Here is a 13,983-nt window from a genome sequence, read left to right on the forward strand (position 1 = left end):
GGAGGGTAAATGATGAAACCTGTAGTGGTAAAAGATAAACAACCAAATCAATCGATTGCATCACCAAAAATAGTAGCAGAAAATGAAGTAAAGCAAGAGAAAACAATGGATCGTGATATTATCACACATGCTATAAAAGAAGCATTTGCAAAATTGAATCCACAAGTTATGGTGAAAAATCCGATTATGTTCGTGGTGGAAATTGGATTTTTCCTAACGTTGATCTTATCATTTCTACCGAATGTATCTAAAAATATCCCAGGGTGGTTCAATATAACGGTTTCTCTTATTCTATTATTCACTGTCTTGTTTGCTAATTTTGCAGAAGCATTGGCAGAAGGACGTGGAAAAGCGCAAGCTGATTCGTTAAAACAATCTAAAAAAGATGTATTTGCAAATGTAATAAAAGAAAATGGAGATGTTGTTCAAATTTCAGCAACTGAACTAAGAAAAGGCGACGTTGTTATTGTAAAGCAAGGCGAAATGATTCCAAGTGACGGGGAAGTTATTCGCGGTTTAGCGTCTGTTGACGAATCAGCTATTACAGGGGAATCTGCACCAGTTATGAAAGAGGCTGGTGGTGATTTTTGCTCCGTTACAGGCGGTACGATCGTTGTTAGTGATGAAATTACAATTCAAATTACGAGTAATCCTGGTGAATCTTTCTTAGATAAAATGATTTCTTTAGTAGAAGGAGCATCTCGTCAAAAAACACCAAATGAAATTGCTCTTAATACGGTATTAACGAGTTTAACACTTATTTTCTTAATCGTTGTTGTTACATTACCAATCTTTACGAATTATCTTGGTTTTCAAATTGATATGTCCATACTTGTTGCACTGCTCGTTTGTTTAATTCCAACAACAATCGGTGGTTTGCTATCTGCAATTGGGATTGCGGGGATGGACCGTGTAACGAAGTTTAACGTTTTAGCAATGAGTGGTAAGGCAGTTGAAGCAGCTGGTGATATTAACACAATTATTTTAGATAAAACAGGTACAATTACATTCGGTAATCGTATGGCGCACACGCTTTTGCCAGTGGGAAATGAAACAATTGAACAAGTTGCAAAATGGTCGGCGCTTAGCTCCGTGTTAGATGAAACACCAGAAGGACGTTCGGTTATTGAATACGTACAATCAAAAGCATTCTCTTATAACAGTACACTTGCTGAGCAAGGTGAGTTTGTGCCATTTAAAGCCGAGACACGAATGAGCGGTGTTGATTTAGTAGATGGTACAAAAGTACGAAAAGGTGCAGTTGGTGCTGTACTTGAATGGGTACAATTACAAGGTGGTATAGTTCCGAAAGACTTAAATCAAAAAGCTGATTTAATTGCAAAAGAAGGTGGTACACCACTTGCAGTTGCAGCGAATGATCGTATTTACGGATTAATTTATTTAAAAGATACTGTCAAACCAGGTATGCGTGAACGATTTGAACAGCTTCGTCAAATGGGGATAAAAACAGTAATGTGTACAGGTGATAATCCGCTCACTGCAGCAACCATTGCGAAAGAAGCAGGTGTGGATGAATTTGTAGCGGAATGTAAACCGGAAGATAAAATTGCAGTTATTAAAGCAGAGCAAGAAAAAGGAAAGCTTGTTGCGATGACAGGTGATGGTACAAATGATGCACCAGCTTTAGCGCAAGCGGATGTTGGGCTTGCGATGAATAGCGGTACCGCTGCAGCGAAAGAAGCGGCAAATATGATTGACTTAGATTCAAACCCAACGAAAATTATTGAAGTTGTAGGAATCGGTAAGCAGCTATTAATGACGCGTGGTGCATTAACAACATTTAGTATCGCAAATGATATTGCGAAATACTTTGCGATTATTCCAGCGATGTTTACTTTGGCAATTCCGCAAATGGAAGCTTTGAATGTTATGAATTTACATTCACCGTTATCAGCGATTTTATCAGCGCTTATTTTTAACGCGATTATTATCCCGCTGCTTATTCCGTTAGCAATGAAGGGGATTGCTTACAAACCGATGAGCTCTAATGCATTGTTAGGACGTAATTTACTTATCTATGGACTTGGTGGAATGATTGTTCCATTCATTGGTATTAAGCTGATTGACATGATTGTAGGATTGTTCATTTAAGGAAAAGGGGAAATGAAAATGTTTGAAAAACAAAAGATACTTTCACCTGTCATTCGTATAACCTTTACGTTTCTTATTGTATGCGGGCTTGTATATCCATTGCTTGTTACAGGAATCGCACAAGCGGTTATGAAAGATAATGCGAACGGAAGTCTTATATATAATGAAAAAAATGAAGTGATTGGTTCAAAGTTAATTGGTCAAAACTTTACAGATCCACGTTATTTTCATGGACGTGTGTCTAGTATAGAATATAAAGCAGAAGCATCCGGATCTAATAACTATGCACCATCTAATCCAGATTTATTAAAACGTGTAGAAGAAAGTGTGGAAAATTGGAAGAAGGAAAATAGGGCAGTTCCTGTTACAGAGGTTCCGATGGATTTAGTAACGAATTCAGGTTCAGGATTAGATCCTGATATTAGTCCACAGGCAGCTTACGCACAAGTGAATCGTATCTCTAAAATAACGAATATTCCGAAAGAAAAAATCAATAAGCTTATTGAATCTCAAACAGAGGGGAAAGCACTCGGACTATTTGGCGAAGATCGTGTCAATGTGTTGAAGTTAAATCTAGAATTACAAAAAATGATGAAATAGTAACACTGCTACCTCAATCGCCTAGATTGGGGTAGCGTTGTTTGGTGGGATAGGGGGAATTTGTGATGTATGCAGATGACTATAAGCCAACGTTCCAAAGGCGTACACCAGAAGAATATTTAGAATATATTCGTCAACTGAACCGTGGGAAATTAAAGCTTTATGTCGGAGCAGCTCCTGGAGTGGGGAAAAGTTATAAAATGCTTTTTGATGCAAGGGAGATGCGAAAAGAAGGCATTGATGTTGTTATTGGTTTAATTGAAACACATGGGCGAAAAGAAACAGACGATGCTATTGCTGATTTAGAGGCTGTTCCTTTGAAAGAAATTGAGTATAAAGGAAAAGTGTTTCACGAGCTTAATGTAGAAGCAATTATAAAACGGGCACCGCAAGTTGTTATTGTTGATGAGTTGGCTCATACAAATATTCCAGGCTCTAAACATAAAAAACGTTATATGGATGTGGAAGAATTATTGGATGCCGGTATTGATGTTTTATCTGCATTTAATATCCAGCATCTAGAAAGCGTACATGATATTGTGGAGCAAATTACAGGTGTGAAAGTAAGGGAGCGCATTCCTGATTTTATTTTACAAAAGGCAAATGAAATTCAGCTTGTGGATGTAACGCCGGAAGTACTTAGAAAACGATTGATGGATGGAAAGATATATAAGGAAGAAAAAATTCAGCGCAGTTTAAATCATTTTTTTACGCTTAATAATTTAGGTGCGCTCCGTGAATTGTCACTTCGAGAAGTTGCAGATGATATGGATGAGAAAATCAGTCAATTTGCTGAAGAACCAATTGGAGTGAAAGAAAAAATTCTTGTTTGTGTTCAGTACAGTTCCACAGCAGAAAAGCTCATTCGTCGAGGTTGGCGCATGGCAAACCGTTTAAATGCAGAGTTATATGTATTAAATGTAGAAAGAGAAAATATTGAATCTTTATCAGAAGCAAGGAAACAGGTTATTGAAGAATGGAAAGCTTTAACGAGTCAGTTTGACGCTACATTTTTATTAGAAGAAGCCAAAGGAAATAAGCCTGCAGATACGATTATTCAAGTTGCCAAACGATTGCAGGTAACACAAATTTTATTAGGACAATCAGCAAGAACAAGATGGGAAGAAATTCGAAAAGGTTCGATTGTGAATGAGATTATGAGACAGACGGAGAATATTGATATTCATATTGTGGCAGATCAGCGGCGATAGGGTATGCCAAAAAATCGTATTCATTTGTATGAATACGATTTTTTTATTTTGTAAGTCTTCTGAATAGGGTTTCTTAAAAATTTTCTATATAATAGAAAGAGATACTTAACAATGTGAATGATTAAAGTCTATATATATTATGTAGAAAGAGGAGAAAGAAATGCTCAAAAATACGGGTTTAGTATTAGAAGGCGGCGGTATGCGCGGCGTATATACAGCTGGTGTATTGGAGTTTTTTATGGAAAATGATTTATATTTTCCGTATGTGATTGGTGTATCCGCGGGTGCGTGTAATGCGGCGTCGTATCTTTCAAGACAAAAAGAAAGAAATAAAACAGTAAACATTGAATATGTGACACATCCAAGATATTTATCGTATAAAAACTTGTGGAAAAAGCGTCAGCTGTTTGATATGGATTTTATTTTTCGTGAAATTCCAACACAGCATGTCCCATTTGATTTTGAAACTTACTTCAATAATGAGCAGCATTTTCTTGTTGGAACGACGGATTGTGAAACTGGACAGCCTGTTTATTTTGAAAAAGGCCGTACACAGGAAGAAGCATTAACATTATTACAGGCATCAAGTTCATTGCCATTTGTAGCACCTGTTGTAGAATTTGGCGGGAAAAAGCTATTGGATGGTGGAATTTCAGATCCAATTCCTGTTCGAAAGGCACAGATAGACGGCTGCCAAAAACCAGTTGTTATTTTGACAAGAAATAAAGGATATGCGAAGAAAAAATCAAAATTTGGATGGGTTGCAGCTAAAGCGTATAAAAAATATCCTAATTTAGTAAACACAATGCTAGCTCGTTACGAAGTATATAATGAGACACTTCATTATATTGAAAAAGAAGAAGCAGCTGGGAATATATTTGTTATTCGTCCGACAGATCAATTAGAAGTGGATCGTATGGAGAAGAATCCAGAAAAATTACAGCGCTTGTACGAGCAAGGATTTCAAGATGCTGAGAAAACGTATGAAGATTTAGTGCAATTTCTTGCTAAATAAAAAAGGGTGACTCAAAAGTATATGAGTCACCCTTTTATTTAGCGAGCAAGCTTCTTTTTGGTGAATGAAAAGGCAAGAGCAGCAACGAGAATACTTCCTTTTACAATATCTTGAGCATAATAAGGAACGTTCATCATTGTTAAACCATTTAAAATGATACCAATTAGAATAGAGCCAAGAAAAGTTCCAATTACGTTCGGTTTTTTTGCACCAAACATTGCATAGCCAATATAAGCGGCAGCGACAGCATCCATTAATAGCGGTGCACCAGCTGATACTTGACCAGTTCCAATACGGCTGCTAAGAACGATGCCGCCAATAGAAGCGAGAAGCCCACTAATCATATAGGCGTATAAACGGTAACGATCTGTAGGAATTCCGGCTAATCGAGCAGCTTCACGGTTTCCACCTGTCATGTAAAAGAAGCGTCCATACGTTGTTTTTTCTAAAAATAAATATGAAACTAGTACAGTGATGAGCATAATGATTACAGGAACCGGGACACTTGCGATAGAGCCTTGACCAATAAATAAAAAAGAAGGGATAAAATGTCCGGAAGCAGTTCCGTTCGTGCTAGACATTCCTTCATAAATAGAAGAGCCTTTTGAAAATGTTAGGTGAATTCCGTTAACAATGTACATCACACTTAATGTAGCAAGTAAATCAGGTAGTTTAATACGGATAATGAGTAATGCGTTTAGCAATCCAACTAATAGCCCGCAGCAAATGGGGATTAGTAGTGTAAGTAACAATTCCTGTCTGTATAAAACAAGACATGCTGCAGAAGCAATTGTTGCTAAGCTAGCTGTTGATCCAACTGATAAATCGAAACCGTCAACAATTAGTGTAAATGTAACTCCGATTGCAAGTAATGTAACAATAGAAACGGAGCGTAAAATATCACTAATATTTTTATAAGTTAAGAAAGAATCATTTACAATTGAAAAGAAAATAGTAACACCTATAATAATAGCGATTGTGCTAAATTGATAGAAAAGATTAGTAGATATAAGTTGCTTTTTTGATTTTGTTTCATGAACTAGATTCAATGGAATGGCCCCCTTCAGATAGATGTAAAAGTTGTTCTGGAGATAGTTCATGTGGAAGATATTCTCCTATAAATTCTCCGTTTGCTAATACAAGAATGCGATCTGCGATTTGTAATGCTTCATCTTGTTCCCCAGTGAAATATATAACCGAGCTACCAGCTGCTGTGATGTGTTTAATAAATTGAAAGATATCTTGCTTCGCAGCAACGTCTACTCCTTTTGTAGGTTCGTCTAAAAGAAATATGTTTGGGTTAAACCCAATCCATTTTGCTATAGAAACCTTTTGTTGATTCCCGCCGCTAAGTGAATGGATGAATGCATTTGGATCGTTTGGCGAAATTCGAAATGAAGAAATCGCTGCTTCCGCATGATTTCTTTCTGAACGCGATTGTTTCCAGCCGGATTGATGTAAATTTAAATGATCTGTAATCCTTTCCGATAAAAATAATCCTTGTTTTCTTCTTTCCTCTGGTACGAGCGCGATTTTTGCTTGAATGGCATCACGCGGTGTTTTAATGTTTACGTTTTTCTTATTGACAGTTGCTACATAAGAATGACGAGCACCAAATAATGTTTCTGCGAGAGTCGTTTTTCCACTGCCGATTAACCCATATATGACAACTGTTTCTCCTTGGCGAATGTGAAGGGAAAGAGGAGGGCGATTCCGATGGACAGAAAGATTGTCAACTTGGAATATATATGGTGTTTCTAACTTGTTTTGTGTATTCGCATGCAGTGTCATTTGTTTTCCTGTCATCGCTTCAACAATTTGCTGGTCAGTAATTGCAGAAGTGGCTTCAGATAGTGCGACTTTTCCGTCTCGTAATACAGTTACAACATCTGCATATTGTCTAATTTCTGACATGCGGTGAGAAATTAAAACAATGCCAATTCCTTGTGCTTTTAATTGTTGTAATAAATTACCGAAGTTTTCTGCTTCTCTTGGACCAAGTGAAGAAGTAGGTTCATCTAATAAGAGAAAAGATGCGTTATTTGATAGTGCACGAGCAATGAGCAGTAATTGTTTCTCGTGTAAAGAACAATTTGAAATGTCTTCCCATATATTCAAATCAACATGTACAGCTTGCAAATAATGTTCTGCAAGCTTTGCATGTTTTGATTTTGAAAAAAGTGTTTTGTTTTGCATAGCTAAATAATCAAGGAGTACATTTTCTAGTACAGACAAATTTGGAACTAATCCATGATCAACTTCTTGTGTTACGAAAGCAATGCCATGTTTTTTTGCATCTCGTGGTGAAGAAAAAGAGACTACTTTCTCATCGATGAGAAGTTTTCCAGCAACCGGAGTGATTTCTCCGGTTGCAATTTTTAATAAAGTACTTTTTCCTGCTCCGTTCATTCCTAGTAACGCGTGTATTTGTCCTTTTTTAATCGTCATAGAAACATCTTGTAATACCGGGACATCTGTATAATGATGTGTAATGTTTTGGAGTGAAAATGTCATTATTTCTTCTCCTTCTCTAATTTATTCATCCAAGGTGAGTAAGCATCTTTTGAGTTGCCCCAGCCGTTTATGTATTTCGATAGCTGTTCCATTGCTACATTTTCAGTCGGTAAATTACTTTTCTTTACAAGGTGTGGTTCTAATGAATAAATATCTGGCGTATGTTCTCTTGCAATCTTTTGATATAAGAAGCGTACTTGTACTTTCCCTACTTCAGCTGGATCTGTAGCAGCTGTTGCGACCCATGGAGAATTTGATTTTTGCATGAGTTGTAAATCTTCGTTGCTTAAATCAATACCGTATACTTTTATATCTGTTCGGCCTGCTTGTTCTAGTGCTTTTACTGCACCCTTTGCAAATTCATCCCAAGCGGCAAAAATAGCATTTAACTCTCCTTTTTTTGGATATTTTTTTAGCAATGCTTCTACTTGTGCTTGCGTATCTAGAGCGGTATTGTTACTAGCTGTACCAAAGCGGGCTACTTCTTTTATGTTTGGGTAACGTTTGTAAAAGGCATCGATAATGACACTGCGGTGTTCCATAGGAGCAAATCCGCCAACCCATACAACGGCAATATTTCCTTTTCCATTTAAATCTTCAGCTAGTGTTTTTAACGATTTCCATGCGAGGCTATAGTCATCTTGATCAATAACAGTAACACCAGGTAAACGTAAATCGTTATCGAATGCTACGACGGGAATATTTGCTTGTAATGCTTTTTCTACACCTTGTTTTAATGCTTCAGAGCGCCCATGATCAATTAAAATTCCATCCACTTTTGCGTTAATAGCAGCATCTAAATTGGCAGCCATCTTTGCTAAATCGTTATCGGAGTTGTACACTTGAACGCTTCCGCCGAATTGTTCAATTTGCTTTTTTACTCCTTCAATATATTGAGAAGAGAAAGTGCCAATAGACATTTGCATAATTAAAGCAACTTTTAAAGGTTTTTGTACTTGTTTTGGAATTTCCGTTTGTGAAGTTTCTTGTTTTGAAGTTGTTTCTTTTGTAGCTGTTTGTTGTTGTTGTGTTGAAACAGCATCTTGTTCGCTTTTACAGGCTGTTAATGTGAATAATAGAATAATTAATAAGATTGAACATAATTTCTTCATAAAAAAATCCCTCCCCAATTTACAAGAGCGGGGAGGGAGAGGAAATAAAAAACGCCTTTTCATAGAAAAGACGTCTTATCACATTTCTCTTATCTCTCAACACATATGCGTGTTGTAAGAATTAGCACCGTGCCCATTTATGGGTCGGTTGCCGGGCTTCGTAGGGCTCATCCCTCCACCTGCTCTTGATAAGACATCAAATATTTAACTAGTTCGAATTATTCCACATTTATATATAAGTGTCAAATCTTTTTTATAAAAAAACTTCCTCATAAAGAGGAAGCTTAATGTGGTAAGAATACTAACTGATAAGCGAACAAAATACCAAATACGTACACAAGTGGATGAACTGCACGGAATTGCCCTTTTGCCATTTTCATAAGCGGGTATGAAATGAAGCCGAGTGCAATACCTGTTGCAATGCTTGATGTAAGCGGCATAGTTAAAATGACTAAAAATGCTGGGAAAGCTTCATCAAATGCATCCCAATCAATGTGACGAACTGCGCCCATCATTAAACTACCAACAATAATTAATGATGGAGATGTAATAGCGGCAACACCAGATACTGCGCCGACAAGCGGGCCAAAGAATGCAGCTACTGCAAATAATATCGCAACAGTTAGTGTTGTTAAACCTGTACGGCCACCAGCTGCAACGCCAGCAGAAGATTCAATATAGGCAGTCGTTGGTGTTGTACCGAACATTGAGCCAATCGTTGCTGAGATAGAATCTGAAAGAAGGGCGCGTCCGGAATTTGGAAGTTTTCCATCTTTCATAAATCCACCTTGCTGTGCAACTCCAAGTAATGTACCTGTTGTATCGAATAATGTTACAAGGAGGAGCGAGAAGACAACGCCATATAATCCGTAGTTAATTACATCAGAAAACGCTGTGATTGGATTGGAAACAATTACGCCTTCAGGTAAACCTGGCAGAGATGTAATTCCGTTTGAAAACGTTAATTGTCCAGTAAAGTAAGCGATAACTCCTGTTAATAACATACCGATAAATAATGCGCCATTTACGTTTAAAGACATAAGTACTAACGTAATAGCAAGTCCAGCCAAAGCAAGCAAGACAGGCGGAGAGTGAAGGTCCCCAAGCCCAACCAAATTTGAGGGATGCTTCGTAACAATGCCTGTCAGACGTAAGCCGATAAATGCGATAAATAAACCGATACCAGCTGTAATTGCGTGTCTTAAATTTTCAGGAATAGCTTCCAGTAATTTTGTACGGAAAGAAGTTAATGATAGCAAAATTAAAATCATACCTGCTACGAATACAGCAGAGAAAGCAATTGCAAATGTCATACCTTCATGAGTTTTTACAACAGAGTAAGCAAAGTAAGCATTTAAACCCATACCTGGTGCAATTGCAATTGGTAAATTTGCAAAGAGTGCCATACATAATGTTCCAACAACAGCGGCGATGATTGTCGCTGTAAATGCTTGTTCAAATGGAACGCCTGCATCACCAAGGATGACAGGGTTTACGACAATAATATATGCCATTGTTAAGAAGGTAATAATACCAGCCATAATTTCAGTTTTAATAGAAGTTTGATGTTTTGAAAGGTTAAACATAAAAACATCCTTTCTTTTTACGAATAATTGTCACAACAGTTATATATAATATTCGTTATGTTATTTTTTTGCAAGAGTTTTGTATAAAAAACTTCATATTTCTCTGTATTTTATGATGAAATTTCGAATATTAAACGTCTTTTTTGCGCATATATTTCGTTTTTGTAAGAATAAGTATATTTTTTGATTTCGCACATCATAAGAAGGACATATGATAAGGAGGTTTTTCTGTATGACACAACAAGAACAACCAAAGAAAACATTGCCACCGCAACATCAAGAGAAACAGCCGGGAATTGAGAAAATCATGAATCCACGCCCAAAATGTATAGATGAGAGGTATAAAGGAAGTGGGAAGTTGCAAGGGAAATATGCACTTATTACAGGGGGGGATAGCGGAATTGGCCGAGCAGTAGCGATTGCTTTTGCAAAAGAGGGTGCGAATATAGCGATTGCTTATTTAGATGAACATGAAGATGCAGAAGAAACGAAGCGCTGGGTAGAAGGGCAAGGTGTACAATGTTTTTTATTTCCGGGAGATGTAAGTGATGAACAGCATTGTCAGCAAGTTGTAGCGGAGGCTGCAAAGCAATTAGGAGGTTTAAATATTGTTGTAAATAATGTTGCTCAGCAATATCCGCAGCAAGGTTTAGAGCAAATTACAGCAGAGCAACTTGAAAAGACGTTTCGGGTTAATATCTTCTCGTATTTTTATATAACAAAAGCTGCACTTGCTCATTTAAAACAAGGTGATGTAATTGTGAACACTGCTTCCATTACGGCGTATGAAGGAAATGAGCAGTTAATCGATTATTCAGCAACAAAAGGAGCGATAGTTTCCTTTACACGTTCATTAGCAAAATCTTTAGCTCCAAAAGGTATTCGTGTTAACGGAGTTGCACCAGGTCCAATTTGGACACCGCTGATTCCATCAAGTTTTGATAAGACAAAAGTATCGGAATTTGGCAGCAATGTACCAATGAAACGGCCGGGACAACCATCTGAGTTAGCACCGGCATATGTGTATTTAGCTTCTGATGATTCTACTTATGTTTCTGGACAAATGCTTCATATTAATGGCGGCGTTATTGTAAACGGTTAGATGGTATTGGACTAGCTGGTGAACCGACTATTTGCATGTCGGATAGTGCCGAAGCGCCGATATTTTTAAGAGCGCGTAAAAAAGAGACTGACCTTTAAGGTCAGCTCTCATTCATAAGAATTGGATTTATAGTAAAAACTAAATGAACCATAGTATGTTATGGTGAGATTTTGAGGGGAATGTGGAGGTGACATTGATGAGAAAAGCATGTTCACTTACATTGTTATTTCTTTTCTTTTTTTTATATGTACCAATTGTTTCTGCTGAGAAGACAGATCATTTATTACTTATAAATCTAGAGACAAACCAATTATCTTTTTTTGAAGATGGAAATTATGTGCGAACTTTTTCTGTCACAACAGGAAGGACAAGCACTCCCACGCCAGAAGGAACATTTTGCATTATTAATAAATATAAAAATAAAGCATATCACAGAAAAAATATTCCGGGCGGTGCACCTAATAATCCACTCGGCACTAGGTGGATGGGCTTAAATAAAAATGAATATGGGATTCATGGGACAAATCGTGAATGGTCGATTGGCAGTCGTCAGTCAAATGGATGTATTCGTATGTATGATCGAGATATTCAATGGCTGTATGACCGAGTTCCATTACAAACGAAGGTAATTATTGCTCATTTTCATACATCTCCTGAATATGCAGCACATCAATTTGGATACCGGGTTGTTAGTTGGAATGGAAGAGTGGTAAAGGAAGAACAAATTGGTAAGATTAGGATGATAGATCAGACGAAAATATATTGGCAAGAGCCGAACGGGCAATTTACAGCAGTTAAAACAGTATTACCAAATGAAGTATATCCTGTGTATTCGCAAAGAAAAAAAGGACTGTATTACATAGGGAATAATTTATATATTATGGATGAAAAAGAAACAACGGTAAGGTATGAACAAATCCCTTACTCTGTACTGAGTAATATATACAAACGAAAATATGAAGTGGAATAAAGTGAAACTTCCATCAGTGGGGGCTTTTCTTCATTCCCCACTGATGGTTAGTTGAACCAATCGGGCTTTTACGGGCAGTTTTCTGCCTTGTTCTTCTTCAGTCTTTACTGCCCGTTAATGCGGGATAAAGGGTACCGCTGGGGCAGGGTATCCTTTTTTAACGCAACAAAATTCCCCTCTGAATATAATATTGTAAAGCTGAGGGGGACATATGCTATGCGAAATAGAGACAGTAAATTTGCATTTACAATTTTTTTAATTACACTTTGTTTATTTGTTATATATTTGTTTGTTTCATTTATTTTTTCTATGTACATTCCATATATAGACTTATTATTATTAGTGGGTTTTGTATGGGCATTTGTTGAGGCAAGAGAATGTGGAAATGATATATATCGATGGGTTACATTATTTGGTACGGTTTTTATTGTTATTGTATACATTTCAATGATGCATGCTTCTTGGAAACAGGGGGTTATTTTATTATAAAAGCGTACGATTAATCGTACGCTTTTATCCCGCTACTCGTGGGTAGTAAAACCCCCACCTCAAGATTCAGGAGAAAGCATTGTCCAGCTCTAGTGGCTAGAATCTCCGGTCGTTTCGCCCCCTCGGACGAGGCAAAAAGCGCCTCTCTGCCTTGGGCGCGGGCGTCCTGCGATTCTGAGCGAGCCGCTTCCGCTTTTCTTAAGAAGATAGGTGGGGGATAACTGCTGGCATGCGCCCGATTGGTGAGAGCTTTCCATCAGTGGAAAAAAACCACTGATGGAAGTTTCACTTTATATCTTCAAGTGTTGGAAGGGAAGAAATTGCCCCGTAATTGGTGCAGGTAAGTGCACCAACTTTGTTTGCAAATGATATATATTGTTGTAATGTTGTAAAATCCATATGAACGCGTTCTTCTTTTGCAAACTGATACAGCATTGCACCGACAAAAGCATCGCCGGCACCGGTTGTATCGACTTGTTGTACCTTAATGGATGGAATAATAGTTTGATCTTCGTTTGTTGTAAGAAGTGTACCTTGCTCCCCAAGTGTAATGGCAATAGTTTTTGCTCCGTATGATAATAATACTTCAGCGGCTTTATACATATTTGTTTCACCAGTAAGAAGGGTTGCTTCTTCATCACTTACCTTTATAAAATGAGCGTTAGCGATGAAAGTGATGCAGTCTTTACGAAATTGCTGCAAGTCTGTAATTAATGAAGCTCGGTAATTTGGGTCGAAGGAAATAAATAATTGTTTTGTTTTTGCATATTGCAAAAGCTTTATGTACGTGTCTTTTAATTGTCCTGGCAGCAATGCTGTAGCTGAACCAAAGTGAATGATATCGCCTTGTTTTATTTTTGATAAATCAATTTGTTCAAACTTGTATTCACCGTCTGCTCCGCGCATAAATGTAAAATCACGCTCACCATGTGAATCAAGAGAAACGAAGGCAAGAGTCGTTTGTTTTTCTTTTATAAGCATAGATGTATCAACATCTGCATCTCGTAAAGTTTTTTCTAGAAATTCTCCAAATGAATCATTTCCGACTTGTCCCATAAAAGTAGCTTTTCCACCTAACTTTGTAATTGCTGCAGCGACATTTGCAGGAGCACCGCCCGCTTTCTTTTCGAATCTTATCCCATTCATTAACGATACGTTCGTATCACGACAAACAAAATCAATTAATAATTCTCCAATACAGAAAACTTGTTTCATCTCATTCGCTCCTAACTGGTTTTCTTTTGTATATAGTATGAAAGGAAAAAGAGAAAA

The 13,983-nt window shown here is 37.3% G+C and carries 12 protein-coding genes and 1 riboswitch; of the genes, 7 read left to right on the forward strand and 5 right to left on the reverse strand.

The annotated features are described in order from the left end of the window. The first annotated feature begins 12 nt into the window (after positions 1–12). The 4 genes from kdpB to WAX78_RS17480 all read left to right on the forward strand — a co-directional run bounded on the left by kdpB (position 13) and on the right by WAX78_RS17480 (position 4,938). On the forward strand, positions 13–2,112 hold the full coding sequence (kdpB, locus tag WAX78_RS17465; RefSeq protein WP_336483270.1) for a potassium-transporting ATPase subunit KdpB: 2,100 nt from the start codon (positions 13–15) through the stop codon (positions 2,110–2,112). An 18-nt stretch (positions 2,113–2,130) separates the two neighbouring features. Next, positions 2,131–2,712 (forward strand): K(+)-transporting ATPase subunit C, encoded by a 582-nt coding sequence (kdpC, locus tag WAX78_RS17470; RefSeq protein WP_336483271.1) that lies wholly within the window; start codon positions 2,131–2,133, stop codon positions 2,710–2,712. Positions 2,713–2,777: 65 nt separating this feature from the next. Beyond that, positions 2,778–3,923 (forward strand): KdpD-like non-kinase potassium sensor, encoded by a 1,146-nt coding sequence (gene kdpDN, locus WAX78_RS17475; protein ID WP_336483272.1) that lies wholly within the window; start codon positions 2,778–2,780, stop codon positions 3,921–3,923. 160 nt (positions 3,924–4,083) lie between these two features. Beyond that, positions 4,084–4,938, forward strand: coding sequence for a patatin-like phospholipase family protein (locus WAX78_RS17480; protein WP_336483273.1), 855 nt, complete (start codon positions 4,084–4,086; stop codon positions 4,936–4,938). Positions 4,939–4,976: 38 nt separating this feature from the next. Here the strand turns inward: WAX78_RS17480 and WAX78_RS17485 are convergent, their stop codons facing one another. The 4 genes from WAX78_RS17485 to WAX78_RS17500 form a co-directional block, all read right to left on the reverse strand. Further along, a complete protein-coding gene (locus tag WAX78_RS17485) occupies positions 4,977–5,987 on the reverse strand; it encodes an ABC transporter permease (RefSeq protein WP_336483274.1) in 1,011 nt (336 codons plus the stop codon). After that, entirely contained in the window at positions 5,971–7,455 is a 1,485-nt protein-coding gene (locus WAX78_RS17490; RefSeq protein ID WP_336483474.1) for a sugar ABC transporter ATP-binding protein, read from the reverse strand. Before WAX78_RS17490 ends, WAX78_RS17485 begins: the two co-directional genes overlap by 17 nt. Then, the gene (locus tag WAX78_RS17495) at positions 7,452–8,564 is read right to left on the reverse strand and encodes a sugar ABC transporter substrate-binding protein (RefSeq protein WP_336483275.1); all 1,113 of its coding nucleotides are present in this window, start codon (positions 8,562–8,564) and stop codon (positions 7,452–7,454) included. Before WAX78_RS17495 ends, WAX78_RS17490 begins: the two co-directional genes overlap by 4 nt. A gap of 86 nt (positions 8,565–8,650) precedes the next feature. Continuing rightward, a riboswitch (SAM riboswitch) is annotated at positions 8,651–8,759 on the reverse strand. A gap of 89 nt (positions 8,760–8,848) precedes the next feature. After that, complete coding sequence (locus WAX78_RS17500) at positions 8,849–10,150, reverse strand: NCS2 family permease (RefSeq protein ID WP_336483276.1); 1,302 nt, start codon at positions 10,148–10,150, stop codon at positions 8,849–8,851. A 232-nt stretch (positions 10,151–10,382) separates the two neighbouring features. On the opposite strand from WAX78_RS17500, the gene WAX78_RS17505 reads away from it, so the two are divergent. The 3 genes from WAX78_RS17505 (at position 10,383) to WAX78_RS17515 (ending at position 12,711) form a co-directional block, all read left to right on the forward strand. After that, the gene (locus WAX78_RS17505) at positions 10,383–11,252 is read left to right on the forward strand and encodes an SDR family oxidoreductase (protein ID WP_336483277.1); all 870 of its coding nucleotides are present in this window, start codon (positions 10,383–10,385) and stop codon (positions 11,250–11,252) included. A 196-nt stretch (positions 11,253–11,448) separates the two neighbouring features. Then, entirely contained in the window at positions 11,449–12,222 is a 774-nt protein-coding gene (locus WAX78_RS17510; protein WP_336483278.1) for a L,D-transpeptidase, read from the forward strand. Positions 12,223–12,438: 216 nt separating this feature from the next. Continuing rightward, positions 12,439–12,711 carry a hypothetical protein gene (locus WAX78_RS17515; protein WP_336483279.1) on the forward strand — a complete coding sequence of 91 codons (273 nt, stop codon included), beginning with the start codon at positions 12,439–12,441 and terminating at the stop codon, positions 12,709–12,711. 285 nt (positions 12,712–12,996) lie between these two features. On the opposite strand, the gene WAX78_RS17520 is transcribed toward WAX78_RS17515, so the two are convergent. Next, the gene (locus tag WAX78_RS17520) at positions 12,997–13,926 is read right to left on the reverse strand and encodes a carbohydrate kinase family protein (RefSeq protein WP_336483280.1); all 930 of its coding nucleotides are present in this window, start codon (positions 13,924–13,926) and stop codon (positions 12,997–12,999) included. Positions 13,927–13,983: the final 57 nt, after the last annotated feature.

The organism is Bacillus yunxiaonensis, from assembly GCF_037104695.1.
Classification (GTDB): domain Bacteria; phylum Bacillota; class Bacilli; order Bacillales; family Bacillaceae_G; genus Bacillus_A; species Bacillus_A yunxiaonensis.